Origin of the sequence: Paenibacillus terrae (genome assembly GCF_000943545.1) — a bacterium.
GTDB classification, from domain to species: domain Bacteria; phylum Bacillota; class Bacilli; order Paenibacillales; family Paenibacillaceae; genus Paenibacillus; species Paenibacillus terrae_A.
On sequence record NZ_JTHP01000060.1, the window covers coordinates 1 to 17,380 of the forward strand.

The 17,380-nt window shown below is 48.3% G+C and carries 12 protein-coding genes and 1 pseudogene; 1 reads left to right on the top strand and 12 read right to left on the bottom strand.

From position 1 onward, the window contains the following. Positions 1-12: 12 nt before the first annotated feature. From QD47_RS23070 to QD47_RS23120, 12 genes and pseudogenes are all read right to left on the bottom strand, one after another. Positions 13-525, bottom strand: a pseudogene (locus tag QD47_RS23070) (AAA family ATPase); the annotation flags it as partial. A 363-nt stretch (positions 526-888) separates the two neighbouring features. Next, positions 889-3,030 carry a HelD family protein gene (locus QD47_RS23075; RefSeq protein WP_044648335.1) on the bottom strand — a complete coding sequence of 714 codons (2,142 nt, stop codon included), beginning with the start codon at positions 3,028-3,030 and terminating at the stop codon, positions 889-891. Between the two features lie 518 nt (positions 3,031-3,548). Beyond that, on the bottom strand, positions 3,549-5,300 hold the full coding sequence (locus tag QD47_RS23080; RefSeq protein ID WP_200893503.1) for an ABC transporter ATP-binding protein: 1,752 nt from the start codon (positions 5,298-5,300) through the stop codon (positions 3,549-3,551). A 139-nt stretch (positions 5,301-5,439) separates the two neighbouring features. Further along, positions 5,440-6,738 (bottom strand): NCS2 family permease, encoded by a 1,299-nt coding sequence (locus QD47_RS23085; RefSeq protein ID WP_044648337.1) that lies wholly within the window; start codon positions 6,736-6,738, stop codon positions 5,440-5,442. 49 nt (positions 6,739-6,787) lie between these two features. After that, entirely contained in the window at positions 6,788-7,537 is a 750-nt protein-coding gene (locus QD47_RS23090) for a tRNA threonylcarbamoyladenosine dehydratase (RefSeq protein ID WP_044648338.1), read from the bottom strand. Positions 7,538-7,693: 156 nt separating this feature from the next. Continuing rightward, a complete protein-coding gene (gene aspS, locus QD47_RS23095; RefSeq protein ID WP_044648339.1) occupies positions 7,694-9,472 on the bottom strand; it encodes an aspartate--tRNA ligase in 1,779 nt (592 codons plus the stop codon). A gap of 153 nt (positions 9,473-9,625) precedes the next feature. Then, a complete protein-coding gene (gene hisS, locus QD47_RS23100; protein WP_044648340.1) occupies positions 9,626-10,870 on the bottom strand; it encodes a histidine--tRNA ligase in 1,245 nt (414 codons plus the stop codon). 687 nt (positions 10,871-11,557) lie between these two features. Beyond that, entirely contained in the window at positions 11,558-12,016 is a 459-nt protein-coding gene (locus tag QD47_RS23105; protein ID WP_044648341.1) for a hypothetical protein, read from the bottom strand. Between the two features lie 50 nt (positions 12,017-12,066). Next, positions 12,067-12,573 (bottom strand): type 1 glutamine amidotransferase domain-containing protein, encoded by a 507-nt coding sequence (locus QD47_RS23110; protein WP_044648342.1) that lies wholly within the window; start codon positions 12,571-12,573, stop codon positions 12,067-12,069. 160 nt (positions 12,574-12,733) lie between these two features. Further along, positions 12,734-12,958: a hypothetical protein gene (locus QD47_RS32635; RefSeq protein WP_152643857.1), complete on the bottom strand. Its 225-nt coding sequence runs from the start codon at positions 12,956-12,958 to the stop codon at positions 12,734-12,736. Between the two features lie 38 nt (positions 12,959-12,996). After that, positions 12,997-13,443: a D-aminoacyl-tRNA deacylase gene (gene dtd / locus QD47_RS23115; RefSeq protein ID WP_044648343.1), complete on the bottom strand. Its 447-nt coding sequence runs from the start codon at positions 13,441-13,443 to the stop codon at positions 12,997-12,999. Positions 13,444-13,580: 137 nt separating this feature from the next. Continuing rightward, a complete protein-coding gene (locus QD47_RS23120) occupies positions 13,581-15,758 on the bottom strand; it encodes a RelA/SpoT family protein (RefSeq protein WP_044648344.1) in 2,178 nt (725 codons plus the stop codon). A 268-nt stretch (positions 15,759-16,026) separates the two neighbouring features. Here QD47_RS23120 and uraA point away from each other — a divergent pair, with 268 nt between their 5' ends. Beyond that, entirely contained in the window at positions 16,027-17,337 is a 1,311-nt protein-coding gene (uraA, locus tag QD47_RS23125) for a uracil permease (RefSeq protein ID WP_044648345.1), read from the top strand. The last annotated feature ends 43 nt before the right edge of the window (positions 17,338-17,380 follow it).

The window sequence follows — 17,380 nt, forward strand, 5'->3', positions numbered from 1 at the left end:
ACACGACGACTAATGCGCCTGCGTCAGCGATTCGAGCTGAAATAACGTAGAGCGGCTCAGCAAGGCGCCGTTTACATAGTGAAAAGGGTTTTCGGTGGTGGCGCCGATAAACACGATCGTACCCTTTTCCACCGCAGGCAGCAGTGCATCCTGGCGTGAGCTGTTGAAACGATGTACCTCATCGAGAAACAGGATCGTCTTTTTGCCGTACATAGATTTATTCGTTTGTGCGCGGTCAATGACTTCCCTCACGTCCTTCACTGACGCTTCCACTGCATTCAGGCGAACAAATTCGCCTTGCGTGTGTTGTGAAATGATATGCGCCAGCGTCGTCTTGCCACATCCCGGCGGCCCGTACAGGAGTATGGAAGAAACCTGATCTGCCTCTATAGCTCTTCGCAGCAGCTTGCCCGGACCAACGACATGCTCCTGTCCAATATATTCGTCCAGCGAAGTCGGGCGCAGTCGGTCAGCAAGGAGTCGATTGCTTGGCGTCGAATCCTGGGAATATGAAAATAAGTCCATTTCATTCACTTCCTTATGGTGATATGAGGGAACACTCTACCCCTGCGGGGTCCATATACATCGCGTTCGCTCATGCAGTTGAAAAACCTGAAAATTCAAGCGATCTATCATCCTAAAAACGGTATGAACCGCCTTTTATTCTACCATACCCACAGACAAGTTGCAGATAGCACGGTCACGGCATAGCTATATATTTACATACCTGCAACCTGGCAAGCAAAAGAAAGAACAGCCGAACGAAAGATAAATTTCGTGGCTGTTCTTGTTACTGATATGACATATGACTCCCATGATGTTCACCATTATGGTAGCTTAAGCAGTTACTACGCATCCACTTAGACGCTAATTTAAAATACCCTTTCCTTACTTCACCTGTTCCTGTACATAACTCGGAAGAGTGCCCTCATGTAACAACCACAGCTCATGCAGCGCACGAGTACAGCCCACATACAGCAGCTTGGCATCCCATGCCAGCTCTCCATAATGTTCTCGGTCGGCATCCGCTACAATGACTGCGTCGAACTCCAGCCCTTTGGACAGGTACACAGGCAGAACGGACAATCCGCCTTCGTATTGCTTTTTACCGCCGTCAATCAGATTCACACCTAACCCTGCATTCGTAAAAGCCTCATGCAGCTCCACTGCCTCCTTCAAGGTACGTGTCAGCACAGATACAGTACGGTATTCCTTGGAAGAAAGCTCTTGCAGAGCGGTCAGCAAACTCTGTTCACGCCCCGATGTACCGTATGGCAGTGTACGCACCGGATCGCCGCTACGGAATACCGGAACGGCCGTAATGCCGCCGCGAACCCCCTGCTCCAAAATCGTATTTGCAAATTCTATAATTTCCAGCGTTGATCTGTAGCTTCGGGTAAGTGCAAAATATCCCGTATGTTCCGGCGCAAAAAGAGAACTCATTTCCTCCCACGCATGTACGCCACGGTATTCGTGAATGCCCTGTGACAGATCACCCAATATCGTGAAGGAATGCCCTTTAACGAACAAATCCAGCAATGCGATATGAAAAGGTGAAAAATCCTGCGCTTCATCAATGACCACATGGTCAAAACGTTGCGACGATTCTACCTCATGAATCAGCACATGAAGATATACCAAGGCAGTAAGATCCTCTTCGCGGATAACCTGTTTACGCAGGTCCGACTGTGTGGTCTTAAAAATAGCAGCAGGCAAAGAAGCCTTCAGCTCCGCAGCCGTGTCTGCGGGTAATCCTTTTGCTGCCTGAAAAAGCTGCTTGTAAAGCGTCAGCGCGTCGTATTGGGGCCATTTTTTAGCATATGCCTTTTCCCGGGGTCCCGCTTTTTTCTTGCATTCCTTGAGCGCAGCCGCCGAGGGCGACTTTTTCAGCTCCATTTCAATCCAGCGATGAACTCTTGCAAGCACACGTTCTTTTCGCTTCGCGAGCGGATAGGGCTTGTATTCCTCATTGAACCAGTTCAAAATCTCGGCTCGCGGGAGCACCGCCCCATCCCATGGTGAAAAATCTCCCTCCGGGACCGAGACAGGCTCCAGCCGTTCCACAAAAGCTTGAAGCAGCTTCATGAAGTGAATCGAACCTTTGAATCGTCCTGGCGCCTCATCCATAGATTCCGTTCTGAGGCTGCCGCTTTCAAACCAATAAGCTAACGTTTCAGCAGGATCAGCTATAGGTAAATCCAGACCCAACAAATGAAGCGCCCAGTCCGCAAATGTACTTTGCTGAATATTTCCAACCCCCAGCTCTGGAAGTACATCTGAAATATAATCGAGAAACATATGATTCGGTGCAAAAATAACCATCTTGTCCGCCGATACTTGCTCCTTGTATTGATACAGCAAAAATGCGAGACGATGCAGCGCTACCGTCGTCTTGCCACTACCCGCTACCCCTTGAATGACGAGGGCTGTATTTTTAGCGGCACGAATGATTTGATCCTGCTCTGCCTGAATCGTAGATACGATATCCCGCAATCGGTTATCCTTGTTCTCTCCCAGACGATAGACGAGAAATTCATCGGAAACCGCAGGCTCGTCGCTTTCACGGTTGTACGTATCAGCTACCCGTTCCAGTATTCTTTTACGAATGACAACGTTGCGCTTTAGATACACCAAGCCCTCAATCGTTCCCTCAGGAGCTTCGTAGGACGCGGTTTCTTCACCGCCTGTAAAAGAATAAAACAAGCTGGCAATCGGCGCGCGCCAATCAATCACAAGCGGATACGCAAACGCTTCCTCGCGCTCCACTCCGATTTTGCCGATGTAGAGCGGCTTACGCTGTCCCCTGCCACGTTCGTCAAAATCCATGCGTCCAAAATAAGGCTCCTGCGCACTTTTTGCCAAAGCCTGGCGTTTTTCCTCCCGCCCGGATTCCAGCACCTGCTCCGTAAAATCATGTCCCGTGTACACCGGCGTATTGCGAAGCCGTTCCAATCTGCGATCAATTTCCTCCATAGCAAGCGACAGCCTGTGCTGTTCTTCTTGATAGGCACTTTGAAACCCGTTCTCCATTTCAGTTACCTCCTAAGAATATCAAGTCTCGATTTTTGTATCCCATTCATTTGCTCCGACACAAAAAAAGGAAAGTAAGCGTAACACATTAAACCCAAAAAATCCAACCTTATTTCCTAATACGCCCATTTCCATGTACAAAAAAACCGTCCTGCTCTCATTTCAAGACGGCCCTCCATTTTCACATATGAACACGCCCAGTAATATAACCAAACCGCTTCTAACCAAATCCCCAAATTCACTTCAAACCACTTCTTCCACTCATACATCTGTTCTTATGTTCTTATGCTCTTATGCTCTTGTTCTTAGCCCTTGAACTTCCCCTGCCCTTCACATAAAGTATGGACCCTTGCGGCACCAGCGAAGCGGGTGATTTGAATCCGAAGAAGCGGAGCGTTCGCCTTTGCCTCTAAATTCCAACCTTCTGTCTTATTACAATCAGAGGAATTCAGAGGCAACAGCGATCGGAGGATCAAATCACACGCGAAGCGGCCTCAAACGCTCCATACTCCTCTCCCTCACACTTCCACAAACTGCTTCTGAGCCAGCTCTCGGTACACCTCATGGGATTCAATCAGCTCCGTGTGGGTTCCTGCACCGGTTACCTTACCCTTGTCCAACACAATAATTTGATCGGAATGAACCACAGTAGACAAACGGTGAGCGATAACAATCGTCGTACGACCTTCCATCAAATTCGCCAGCGCTTTTTGCACCTCATGCTCGGATGAACTGTCCAGACTGGATGTAGCCTCGTCCAGCATAAGAATATCCGGGCTACGTAGAAGCGCACGAGCAATGGCAATCCGTTGACGTTGCCCGCCAGAGAGCTTCATTCCCCGCTCACCCACTTCAGTCTCATAGCCTTGCGGTAAATCCATAATAAACGCATCCGCGTACGCCATCGTGGCTGCCTGTCTCACTTCCTCCAGATCAGCTTCCCGTCCCAAGCCATACGTAATATTATCTCTGACCGTTCCGGTCATCATCGAGCTTTCCTGCGACACATAGCCAATTTTGGAGCGCCAGGAGGATAATGTATACAACGATATCGGTTCATCTCCATAACGAATCTCTCCCGTATCCGGTACATAAAAACGTTCCAGCAACGAAAACAGCGTGGACTTGCCGCTTCCGCTCGGTCCAACAAATGCAGTTGTCCGGTTTGCCGGAATGACCAAACTGGCATGATGAAGAACCTCTTCACCTTCAGTATAGGAAAAGGCAACATCACGCAGCACGATATCCCTGCTTTCTTTTGTTGCTTCCTGCTTCAATTCCAGCGGCTCCTCTTCATGATCCAAAATCGTCTGAATTCGTTCCGTGGCACCCACCACCTTTTGCAGACGTGAATATAAGGTCGTGAACTGGGCCATCGGTGTAATCACCTGAAACAGCAGCAAAATAAAAGCTACCAAATCCCCGGCAGTCAGGACGCCCGATGCCACTCGTACACCACCTACACCCAAAATAATGACCAGCACTGCGGTCAGCAGGAAGGTAGAAATGGGACCTACCAACGCCAAAATACGAGATTCCTGCAAGCCAAAACGGAACATCCGGTAAATCCGATCCTCTCCGGCCTGTGCTTCCCTGCTTTCCGTCCCGTACGCCTTTACCAGCCTGATCTCTCCGATAACCTGACTCAGTACCGAAGTCAGATCAGCCATCTCATCCTGCTGCTTTTTGGATATACGGTACATTTTCCTGCCCACGGGAAATAAAATCAGCGCAGTTAATGGAACGATAGCCATAATAATGAGTGTCATGACCCAATCCAGATAAAAAAGCAAGGCAATACCGCCAATAATGGCAATTACGTTAGAAATCAGATTCACAAGATACTCCGTAATCAGGTTCATAATCAGACTTGTATCATTGGTGACACGACTCATCGTATCCCCGGAACGATTCCGGTCAAAATACGGAATGGGAAGAGACAAAATTTTATGCCATAAGCGTTTGCGCAAATTAGCCACAATTTTGTGTCCGGCATAGTTCAGCATATAAATGGAAACCGCTGAAGCCACAGCCTGGAGCACGAAGGCCCCAAGCAAGCCAAGAATGACCATTCGGTTCAATGAAGAAAAGGTCAAACCGTCGATCAGTCCCTTGGTCATCAGCGGTACAATTAAACCGGCAGTCGTCTGAATCAAGGTCAGAATCAGGGCGATCACGAGAATGGCCTTGGGAGGATGTGCACTTGCAATCAATTTGACAAATCGGCCCATGCCAGCCTTATCGGGTTTTTTATCCGGCTTTTCCTTCATTCGATCCTGCTGTTCATCCTGCTGTAGATGATGTTCCTTTTCCATAAACCATTTACCTCGCTTCCTGTCTGACCATTCTTGTCCAAACAACAACACCCGCGCTCTGCGCGGGTATGAATAGTGCCTAAATTTGAGTTTACTACACCAGAGAATGAAGCACAAAGTTAGCCACAAATAGCACGGAAATAATATACAATGCGACAGGCACTTCCTTGCCGCGCCCTGCTGCAAGTTTGGCTACGGGATATGCAATAAAACCAAATGCCATCCCGTCTACAATGCTATAAGTAAAAGGCATCATCACCATGACCAGAAATGCAGGAAACGCCTCGGTAAAATCACTAAAATCCATTTCACGCACATTTTGCACCATCAGACCGCCAATGATGATGAGCACGGGTGCAATGGCACTATCCGGAATGTAAGCTAGCAACGGAATAAAAAAGAAGGTTGCCCCGAATAAAATGGCAGTGACCAGCGGCGTCGCCCCTGAGCGACCTCCTGCTGCAATACCCGCCGTCGATTCCGCAGCCGCTACCGCTGGACTGCTCCCTAAAATACCGGCAAAAATATTGGTTACCGCTAACACTCGCAGGCTGTTCTTGAACGTGTCCGGTCTTCCGATCATGTTGGTCTGCGCTGCAATCATCCCAATGTTTTCGAACAGAACAATAAGCAGCAGCAAAAAAACAGCGATCCAGAAGGCTACCGAAACGATGCCTGAAAAGGATAACTCACCAAACAATTGCCCATACTGCCGCACTGTTTCAGAGGTTCGCACCCCGCTTGTCGGTTCTACAGCTCCCAGCACGTAAGCAAGCCCTGTTCCTGCCAAAATACTAATCAGCAGTCCTCCCTGCACGTTGCGCACAAACAGCACAATAGCGAGCAGCAATGTTACACAAGCCGTGATTACCTTTGGATCATTAAAATGGCCGATAGCGACAAAAGTCGTTTGGTGAGCAATCACGATGCCACTTTTTTGCAACCCGATAAAGGTCAAAAATAAACCAATTCCTACCGTAATTCCGTGCTGCAAATTATGGGGAATCGCCTGGCTAATCAGCTTGTACAAGGACGTAAATGCAACAACGGCGAATAAAATGCCTGTAATGGTGACCACCATCAATGCTTCCTGCCAGCTCAGCTTCATAGAGTGTACGAGCGTATAAGTGAAAAAAGCATTAATCCCCATCCCTGGTACAACAACCATGGGCGACTTTCCGCCAAAGGCCATAAGCAGGCAGCCGATAATCGACGTGAGCAGTGTACCCAGCATTGCCCCTTGTAATGGAATCCCGGCATCTGCCAAAATGGTGGCATTGACCATTACAATATATACAACGGAAAAATAGGAAATGGCACCAGCGGCCACTTCCTTTTTCCAATGATGCTCGGGTTTGAAACCGAGACTTCTGGACCATAGTCCACCCTTCATACCAAAACCCTCCAGCAAGTTGTTCGATCTGTACCTACTATTTTCAGACTTACACGCCAGCGTTGTTTAACAAATCCTTGACAGCCACACTGACCATAATCAATCCTGCCACGGGAGGTACAAAAGCATTACTCGCAGGCGGCTGCTTCGCCTTCCTGATTTCGGGTGCGTTCGCAGGTACGATTTTTTTCGTAATCTCTTCACGCGGCTTCATCGGTTCCTCATCGGAGTATACGACCTTGACACCTTTTGTAATGCCTTCCTTGCGCAGCTTGGTACGGATTACACGGGCAATCGGGTCCATTTTCGTTTGTGAGATATCCGCCACCTGAAAACGGCTTGGGTCCATTTTATTGGCAGCGCCCATACTGGAGATCATCGGAATGCCCCGCTTCAGACATTCCTTGATCAAATGGATTTTGTAAATAATCGTATCCGAGGCATCCAGCACATAATCCAGATCGTACTTGAACAGCTCCTCATACGTTTCTTCCGTATAAAACATGTTCAATGCAATCGCTTCACATTCAGGATTAATCAGCTTCACACGCTCGACCATCAGATCGGCCTTTTTTTGACCTACCGTTGTCGTCAGCGCATGAATTTGGCGGTTAATATTAGTAATATCCACGACATCCTTATCAATCAAAATGATGCGTCCAACACCCGTACGCGCCAGCGCTTCCACTGCAATGGAGCCGACACCACCGATACCTAGCACGGCTACCGTGCTATTTTTCATAACCTCCAGACCCTCAGTCCCGATGGCCAGTTCTGTTCTTGAAAATTGATGCAGCATATGGTACATATCCTCCCTCACTGATTTAGACACTATGCTTGTACTCCATGCATACAAACCACGAACCCATTATCCATAAGAGGGTAACGGGTTCATGGCACTTTTCTTCGCTTTTCACAGGCCCAAATAAGGCACTTATAGAATCAAATGTTCGTCTTAAGCTTTAGGAGCAACTGGCTTCGGAGCAAGACGGATATGAAGCTGCTCCAATTGACCTTGATCCACTTCGGACGGTGCGTCCATCAGCAAATCTGTTGCATTGGCTGTTTTCGGGAATGCAATGGTTTCGCGCAGGTTTGTACGACCCGCAAGCAACATCACAAGACGGTCAAAACCGAAGGCAATACCACCATGTGGAGGCGTACCATATTCGAACGCATCCAACAGATAGCCGAATTTTTCATTAGCTACTTCCGGCGACAGGCCAAGAGCATTGAACATTTTCTCCTGTACATCACGTTTGTAAATCCGCATCGAACCGCCGCCCACTTCGTAGCCGTTCAGTACGATGTCATAGGCCTGAGCACGAACTTGACCTGGGTCTGTGTCCAAGACGGCAAGGTCTTCGTCCTTCGGACGAGTGAACGGATGGTGTTCTGCTACATAACGTTTTTGTTCTTCATCATAGCCAAGCAGCGGGAAGTCTACAACCCATGCAAATTTGTATACGTTGTCGTCGATCAGACCCAGTTGACGGCCAATTTTCAGACGAAGCGCGCCCAATACATCAGCGACTACTTTTTTATTATCCGCAGAGAAGAGCAGCAAGTCGCCTTCTTCGGCTCCCGTACGCTCTCGCAGAGCTTCGATTTCTTCTGGTGTAAAGAATTTAACGATAGGCCCCTTGAATTCGCCTTCTTTCACTTGAATCCAAGCCAGACCTTTGGCACCGTAACGTGCAGCATAAGGACCCAGATCGTCAATATCCTTGCGGCTCCATGTGCCACAGCCCTTAGCATTGAGGACTTTAACCTCGCCGCCCTTTTCGATTACAGAAGCAAATACTTTCACACCGCTGCTTGCCACGATATCATTGACATGAATCAACTCAAGGCCAAAACGCAGATCCGGCTTGTCAGAGCCGTACTTGTCCATTGCATCGGCATGTGTAATCCGTTGGAACGGAGTTTCCAGTTCAACACCAACCGTCTCTCTGAACAGCTTCACCATCAGTTGCTCCATCATGGGCAGCAAGTCATCCTGTTGCATGAAAGAGGTCTCAATGTCGACCTGTGTAAATTCAGGCTGGCGGTCGGCACGCAAGTCTTCATCGCGGAAGCAACGTGCAATTTGGTAGTAGCGTTCTACGCCACCCACCATCAGCAATTGCTTGTAAAGTTGTGGCGATTGCGGCAATGCAAAAAACTCACCCTCATGCACACGGCTTGGCACCAAATAGTCGCGTGCACCCTCCGGCGAACTTTTCGTCAAAATTGGCGTTTCTACCTCGATGAAATCTTCACCGTCCAGGAAGTCACGGAATACTTTTGCTGCTTTGGAACGCAGTTTCAACGTCTGGTGCATTTCCGGACGACGCAGGTCCAGATAACGGTATTTCAAACGCAGCGACTCGTCCACTTCGACGCCATCCTCAATAAAGAATGGAGGTGTTTTGGCAGCATTCAGTACTTCAATTTCCGTAATACGTACTTCAATTTCACCTGTAGGCAGGTTCGCGTTAATGGTTTCGGCATCACGCTTGACGACGGTACCCGTAACCTCCAGTACATATTCACTACGAACACGGTCCGCGATTTGCAGCGCGTCACCCGAATATGCCGGGTTAAACACGATTTGTACAATCCCGCTGCGGTCACGCAGGTCGATAAAAAGTACGCCTCCCAGGTCACGACGGGTTTGTACCCAACCGTTCAATGTAACTGTTTCTCCGATATGCGCATGGGTTAATGCGCCGCATTGATGACTCCTTTTCATAATACACACTCCTGTTTATGTTTTAGTAGTTGATGCTATCTGACCAGCCGAAGGAAGTTCCACCCGACTGAATGTTACTCGGTTACTTCAATACATATTTGTTGTCTCTCGTGCTTACTGCATCACAGATGATAATAAAAGATGGTCTGGGTCTTAACCCAGCTCTTCCACCAGTTGATCCAGCTTGACGGTACGCTGCTCGCCAGTTTCCATGTTTTTCAGTGCAATTTCACCGCGAACCAGTTCATCCTCGCCCAAAATCGCAGTAAAGCGTGCTTTAAAACGATCTGCTGATTTCATCTGTGCCTTCATTTTGCGACCCAGATAATCTCGCTCTGCGGAAAATCCGGCTTGACGAAGCTTGAACAGCTGTCTGGTCACTTCCGTTTCTGCCGCTTCACCCAATGCCACCATATAGACATCCAGCGGCTTGGCTTCGTTCAGTTCGACACCCTGATGCTCCAAAATTAACTGAATCCGCTCCAGTCCGATGCCGAAGCCTATACCCGGCTGATCCGGTCCGCCCAGATCGCCAACCAATCCGTTGTAGCGTCCGCCTCCACCGATGGTGTCAATGGCTCCAATCCCTTCAGCTTTGAATTCGAACGCGGTCAACGTATAGTAATCCAGCCCCCGTACCAAACGCGGATTGACTGTATATTCCACACCCATGGCGTCCAAATTTTGCTTCACCTTCTCAAAGTGTGTGCGGGATTCTTCGTCCAAGCTATCCAAAATGGAAGGCGCACCGCCAAATTTGTCCTGGTCATCCTTGCTATCCAGCACTCGCAACGGATTACGCTCAATACGCGCTTGGCTCTCCTTGGTCAACGTATCCTTGATCGGCAACAGGAAATCCACCAGATGCTGACGGTAAGCTGCACGACTGGCTGCATTGCCGACTGAGTTAATCTCTACCTTTACCCCTTTCAAGCCCAGCTCACGGCAGAACTGATACCCGAAAGCGATAACCTCTGCGTCTAGTGCAGGATCTACCGCACCTAAAGCTTCAATACCGAATTGGTGGAACTGGCGCTGACGTCCAGCCTGTGGACGCTCATAGCGGAACATTGGACCGATATAATACAGCTTCGTTACATCCGGCTCCCCGTACAGCTTGTTCTCCACATAGGAGCGAACCACGCCTGCTGTCCCTTCCGGACGTAAAGTCATACTACGTTTTCCTTTATCCTCAAAGGTGTACATTTCCTTTTCCACCACATCCGTTGTTTCACCCACACTCCGAACGAACAAATTCGTTTGCTCGAACATCGGTGTACGGATTTCACGATAATTAAAGCGGCGGCTAATCTCACGGGCTTTTTCCTCGACAAATTGCCATTTTTCTACACTGCCCGGCAGCAAATCCTGTGTTCCCGTCGGTTTTTGAAAGGCCATTAACGTATCCCCCCGTCGTTGTATTTCTTATTGTGCGCTTTCTTCTTGCTCCACTTTTCAATATAAAACAAAAAATCCCTCGTCCTGTTAGCATTAACAGGGACGAGGGATTGTCGTTTACGAATCACCCGTGGTACCACCCACATTCCGGAGTTTGCCTGGACAACCAGCGTAAAAAACGCTCAGTGCCCGTCAGCATTGCGCTGACTCCGCTCATACGTATAACGCCCGTAACGCGCAGTACGGCTATTATGCAGGATCATCGGCTATTTGGTACAATTACCATGTACTCTAAGCGTATATTCCTCAATTGTTCGCCGTCTGTTCTCGGGGAAGTCATTCGTCCGCTCATCAAGGGAATTTTTACAGCCTGGAAATTCCTCTCTGCGCTTGTGGGTTCGGAGTACTTGGTCCCGTCATCAAATCATTTTTCATTATTTTATGATTTTAAAGAACCGCTTCGACAAAGTCAAGACATTCCCTTCACAATAAGACAAATAAGTCCTATAAAAAGAAAATAACCTGCGGAAACGGTCCGCAGGTTCAAAAGATATATCAAAAGGGGGTCATGCTGTTATTATAAACAACGAATATTAAGGAATGATGTTTCGAATGTTACAATTGTATTACAGCCGTTTCTATAACAACTGAATTCCTCATTTTGTCGACAAACCTGTGGCGATTTTTTCAGCTTTGATCCAGCCGTGCTACATAACCACGATTTGAACGAAGCTTATAAATGACCTCATCGTAATCGGCATCATTCACCTTCGCTGACAATACATACCGCAACTCATCCTGATCACCGTTAATGTAGACGTCTGTCGCATGAAGTAGGCCTGTGTCGTGATCCGTCGTTCCGCTGCGGTCTTCGTTCAAATCCCTGCGTGCAGTGCCACGGTCAGCCTCGCCATTCTCCGCCTCTAGAATAATGTTCTCACCATAAGCCCCAGCGACAGGTATCGCCGCGCCAGCAGTGCCAGTGTTGTTATAGGGTAACATTGGGATTAATACCCGCGTGTCCCTGCCGAGCGCATCATCCAGCGCACCTATTTCCAAATGCTCCGTTCTATAGGCTTGCAGCGAAGCTCTGGCGCCCTCAGCTTCATCCTCAGTGCGAAAATAAGCCTGAATTTGCTTTGCCATATCAAATCCTCCTCAAAATGGGATAGTACAAGCATGAATTCCAGTGGAATTTACAGTACCTTCAACAGCTCACGCACAAAAGCAGGCTCATCTTTAGGTGTACGAGACGTAATAAAGTTTCCGTCCACAACCGCCTCGCGATCCTCAAAATGCGCACCCGCATTAACCAAGTCATCCTTCAAAGGAGGATAAGCTGTAATCGTCCGTCCCTGTAATAAATCAGCGCTCGCCAAAATTTGCGGACCGTGGCAAATCGCGCCGATCGTTTTCTTTGCTTCATTAATTTCAGTCACAAATTTTAGAACATACGCATCCAGACGCAGATTTTCCGGGGATGATCCGCCGGGAATAACGACAGCATCATAGTCACTTGACTCCACATCCGCAATGGCTTTTTCGATGGTGTAGCTTGCTTTTCCCTGCTTGCCGTTCACCTTTTCGCCTTGTTTTAGCCCGATAATATCCGCCTCATGTCCGGCTTTCTTTAATTCATCGTAGGGCACTTGCATTTCGGAATCCTCAAATTGGTCGGCCAACAAAAACGCAATTTTACTCATAATCGTTCAGATCTCCTTTCCGGTTATCCTCAAGATGAGTTGTAAGTTAAGTTTGTGACAAATTTTCATTTGTCTACCACGCTTTGTTATTACCCGCTTGATCTATTTTTATAACAATTCGAAACAGTGAAAAAGAAAAAGGAGCCTCTCGGCTCCTTCCCTACCTGCGTGGCAAAGCGCCACGTCCCGGCTTGTCCATAGCTGCTGCAACATGCTGCAATAACGTATCACTCTCACGAGTGAGGCTGGTTGCCTCCTGAATGCTACCGGGAAAAAAAAGTGCAGCAGTTCGATAACCGTCCATTTTCGGGGTTTGACGCATGGCTTCGTCTCTCCTGTCACCCTTAAAGCTATCCATCTGGCTAAACACCAGCGGAGATGACATTATCCTCCCCTTAAACGGTCATTTTATACTGCTCCACGTTACGAACGTTCGCTATCCAGAATCAGCGTTACCGGACCCCAGTTGGTCAATGACACATCCATCATGGCCCCGAAAATTCCCGTCTCGACCTCCAAGCCTTTTGCTCTTAGCTGACTGTTGAAAAAATCATACAGCTTCTCTGCTTCCTCAGGCTTGGCCGCCCCCATGAAGTTCGGTCTTCTGCCCTTACGGCAGTCACCATACAGCGTAAACTGAGAGACGGACAAAATAGCTCCGCCAACATCCAGCACACTGTCGTTCATTTTGCCTTCAGTATCCTCAAATATACGTAATCCCGCTGCTTTTTCCGCCAAATAAACGGCATCGGCCGCCGTATCTCCCTGACCAATACCAACCAGCAGCATCAATCCGGTTCCGATCTTGCCGACCACCTTTTGATTAACCGCTACCTGAGCGTCTTTACAGCGTTGAATAATAATCTTCATCGCCTGTCCGCTGTCTCCTTTAACCTTGCCCTTTAAAAGCCTCCTACAGGCACGCCACGTCTCTTTTAGCAACATAACGTGTCTCTATACCAAAATGCGTTACAAAGGCTGTAAACCTATTTTCACACCCACAAGGGCTATTGCATAATCCGGTGAACAGTGTACACATCTTTCACCCGTTTGATTCGCTCAACAACAGAGTGCAAATGATCCGTATTGCGGATGAGAATCGTAATGTGAATCATCGCCATTTTATTTTTGTCCGTACGGCCTGTAACGGCTGAGAAGCTGGTTTTATTTTCTGAAATAGCCTGAAGCACCTCGTTCAACAAGCCGTTACGATCATGTCCCGTAATCTCAATATCGACGCTGTAATTCACTTCTGCGGCTTCTTCCCACTCAACCTCGATCACACGCGCCTGATCTTCGCCCGTACCCGAAGGGATGTTAGGACAGTCCGTGCGGTGAACAGATACGCCGCGTCCACGTGTTACATAACCGATGATGTCGTCTCCCGGCACGGGATTACAACATCGTGCAAAACGTACAAGCAAATTGTCGACGCCTCTGACGCTGACACCATTGGTCGGTGTTTTTTTCCGTTCGCCCTGCGGCTTATATTCCTTGACCGCGGTCGTCAGCTCAATCAGCCGTGCCTCTTCTTGCTCTCGTCGCAGCTTCTCTGTCAAACGTGTACAGACCTGCGCTGCTGTAATTCCACCGAAGCCGATGGCAGACAGCATATCCTCGATATCGTTAAAAGAAAACTTTTGCGCAACTTCCTGAAGCTTGTCGTCGCTCATCCACACCGAAGGCTCTATATCGCGTTTTCTCAGCTCGCGTTCCAGATTCTCACGGCCTTTTTCGACATTCTCCTCACGCTTTTCCTTCTTGAACCACTGCTTGATCTTACTGCGCGCGTGAGAGGACTGAGCAATTTTGAGCCAGTCCTGACTAGGTCCATAAGAATGCTTGGACGTCATAATTTCGACGATATCGCCGGTTTTAAGCCGATAGTCCAGCGGCACAATTCTTCCGTTTACCTTGGAGCCAATTGTGCGGTTCCCGACTTCGGTATGGATCCGGAAAGCAAAGTCCAGCGGAACCGATCCGGCTGGCAGCTCAATAACCTCTCCTTTTGGCGTAAATACAAAAACAAGGTCGGAGAAAAAGTCCATTTTGAGCGATTCCACAAATTCCGACGCGTCCTTCGCCTCATTTTGCAACTCCAGAATTTCGCGAAAAAAGGTGATTTTATCCTCAAAATTGGTGTTATTCGAACCATTTCCTTCTTTGTAGGCCCAGTGAGCCGCGATCCCGAACTCAGCAGTACGGTGCATATCCACCGTGCGAATCTGTACCTCGGTTGGTTCGCCATTCGGACCTACTACTGTCGTATGAAGGGACTGATACATGTTGGCCTTAGGCATGGCGATATAATCTTTAAACCGCCCCGGCATCGGCTTCCACAATGTATGGATAATGCCCAGTGTGGCATAGCAGTCCTTAATGTTATCCACAATGATCCGAATCGCCAGCAAATCATATATTTCATTGAATTGCTTGTTTTTCGTCGTCATTTTTTTAAACACACTGTAAATATGCTTGGGACGCCCGGATAGATCGGCCTGAATGCCCATCTCTTCCAGCTTCTCAGCGATGCGTTCTATAACGTTATCAATAAACTGCTCCCGCTCTGCCCGCTTCTTATGCATCAAATTGGCGATGCGATAATATTGCTGAGGATTCAGATAGCGCAAAGCAATATCTTCCATTTCCCATTTAATCGCTGAAATACCCAGTCGGTTCGCAACCGGACAGAAAATTTCCAACGTTTCATAAGCGATCCGGCGCTGGCTTTCCTCGGACTGGTATTTCAAAGTGCGCATGTTATGCAGACGATCCGCCAACTTGATGACAATGACGCGAATGTCCTGTGCCATGGCAATAAACATTTTTCGATAATTTTCGTTCTGTTGTTCTTCCTTGGAACGGAACTGGATACGCTCCAGCTTCGTCAGACCATCGACAAGCATCGCACATGTATCGCCAAAATGCTCGCGAATCTGCGCCAAAGACACCGTCGTATCCTCCACAACGTCATGTAAAAGAGCGGCGATAATGGAGATGGTATCCATCTGCATATTAACGACGATATCAGCAACCGCAAGCGGATGCAGAATATAAGGTTCACCGGACTTGCGAGTCTGGCCTGAATGGGCCTGCTCGGCAAAATCGTAGGCTTCCCTGATGCGGATAAGATCTGCTTCTCTGGTATAGGCCCCAGCCTTTTTAAGTAATTGCTCTATCCCCATTCTGCTCTATTCCGTGTCCTTTCTATGCAAAATGGAACCCGCCGATCATGTCGCGCAAAGGTTCCCTTTTAAAAGTGATTTCCTATAATTATGACGGTTACCACGTCACACGTCAACTATTACAGGTTTGGCATTGTCGTGTCATTCCGACACATATAGGTCAATGAAATCAGGATTGTTGGCGAAATGAAACGAATTATATTGAAAAAAATACGAAAAGTAATTAATGTATATAAGAATAATTGAAAGAACTAAGGAGTGAACTGCGTTGCAACGCGAAATTCAAGTTAATGAAAAGCTTCCGGCAGGACCCGGGTTCCTGCTCAGCGTACAGCATTTGTTTGCCATGTTTGGCAGTACCGTGCTGGTACCGAATATCTTCGGTGTCGATCCCGGCATGATTTTGCTAATGAACGGAATTGGCACATTGCTGTACATCTGGATCTGCCGTGGCAAAATTCCCGCCTATCTCGGCTCCAGCTTCGCTTTTATCGCTCCAGTTAGTCTCGTGCTTAAAAATAACCCTGGTGGCAATGGTTATGCCATGGCCCTCGGCGCTTTCATTGTTACAGGTATTATTTTCTGCCTTGTTGCACTGGTGATCAAATATGCCGGAACCCGGTGGCTGGACGTTGTATTCCCACCGGCTGTCATGGGCTCCATCGTAGCCCTGATTGGTCTGGAGCTGGTTCCGGTTGCAGCAGGCATGGCAGGCATTATCAATGCCGACCCCACCAAAGCCTGGACCCCGGATCCCAAAACCATTACTCTTTCCCTTGTTACACTAGGTGTCACTGTTCTGGGAGCCGTGCTGTTTCGCGGGTTTGCCAAAATCATTCATATTCTGATTGGTATCGTGGTGGGGTATGTGCTCGCTTATTTTATGGGTATGGTAAACACGCAAGCAATTGCCGATGCTCCTTTTTTCGGACATCCTGCAATTACCACTCCAGTATTTAACACCTCGGCTATGCTGACGATTCTTCCAGTCGCTCTGGTCGTTATCGTGGAGCATATCGGGCATTTGCTTGTGACTAGCAATATTGTCGGACGCGAGCTGTCCAAAGATCCCGGCCTGCATCGTTCGCTGCTGGGTAACGGTATCTCCACTATCTTTTCTGGTTTTGTTGGCTCGACGCCCAATACTACCTATGGTGAAAATATCGGTGTCATGGCATTAACGAAAGTGTACTCTGTATGGGTCATTGGCGGGGCCGCTGTCATTGCCATCCTATTGTCCTTCTCAGGCACCTTCTCGGCGATTGTTTCCAATATCCCGGCTCCGGTCATGGGCGGCGTATCCTTGCTGTTGTTCGGTGTCATCGCTGCTTCCGGTCTAAGAATCTTCGTGGAGCAAAAAGTTGATTTCGCCAAGCCGACTAACATGCTGCTTGCTACGGTCGTACTGGTCGTCGGAATCAGTGGTGCTACACTCACTTGGGGCGCTGTTACCCTCAAAGGTATGGCGTTGGCTACAATCATCGGGATTATCCTTAGCTTGTTCTTCAAGCTGATTGACGTACTCGGCTGGTCCAATGATAAAACTCAGGAACCCTTGACAGAAAAAACACCGGATTGATGACTGCCCCATCACATTAAAAATCGCCGACTCCGTGTGCTGC

Coding starts and splice junctions, on each gene's coding strand:
- QD47_RS23075 (WP_044648335.1), bottom strand. CDS start 3,030: ATGGAGAACGGGTTTCAAAGTGCCTATCAAGAAGAACAGCACAGGCTG.
- QD47_RS23080 (WP_200893503.1), bottom strand. CDS start 5,300: ATGAAGGAAAAGCCGGATAAAAAACCCGATAAGGCTGGCATGGGCCGA.
- QD47_RS23085 (WP_044648337.1), bottom strand. CDS start 6,738: ATGAAGGGTGGACTATGGTCCAGAAGTCTCGGTTTCAAACCCGAGCAT.
- QD47_RS23090 (WP_044648338.1), bottom strand. CDS start 7,537: ATGCTGCATCAATTTTCAAGAACAGAACTGGCCATCGGGACTGAGGGT.
- aspS (WP_044648339.1), bottom strand. CDS start 9,472: ATGAAAAGGAGTCATCAATGCGGCGCATTAACCCATGCGCATATCGGA.
- hisS (WP_044648340.1), bottom strand. CDS start 10,870: ATGGCCTTTCAAAAACCGACGGGAACACAGGATTTGCTGCCGGGCAGT.
- QD47_RS23105 (WP_044648341.1), bottom strand. CDS start 12,016: ATGGCAAAGCAAATTCAGGCTTATTTTCGCACTGAGGATGAAGCTGAG.
- QD47_RS23110 (WP_044648342.1), bottom strand. CDS start 12,573: ATGAGTAAAATTGCGTTTTTGTTGGCCGACCAATTTGAGGATTCCGAA.
- QD47_RS32635 (WP_152643857.1), bottom strand. CDS start 12,958: ATGTCATCTCCGCTGGTGTTTAGCCAGATGGATAGCTTTAAGGGTGAC.
- dtd (WP_044648343.1), bottom strand. CDS start 13,443: ATGAAGATTATTATTCAACGCTGTAAAGACGCTCAGGTAGCGGTTAAT.
- QD47_RS23120 (WP_044648344.1), bottom strand. CDS start 15,758: ATGGGGATAGAGCAATTACTTAAAAAGGCTGGGGCCTATACCAGAGAA.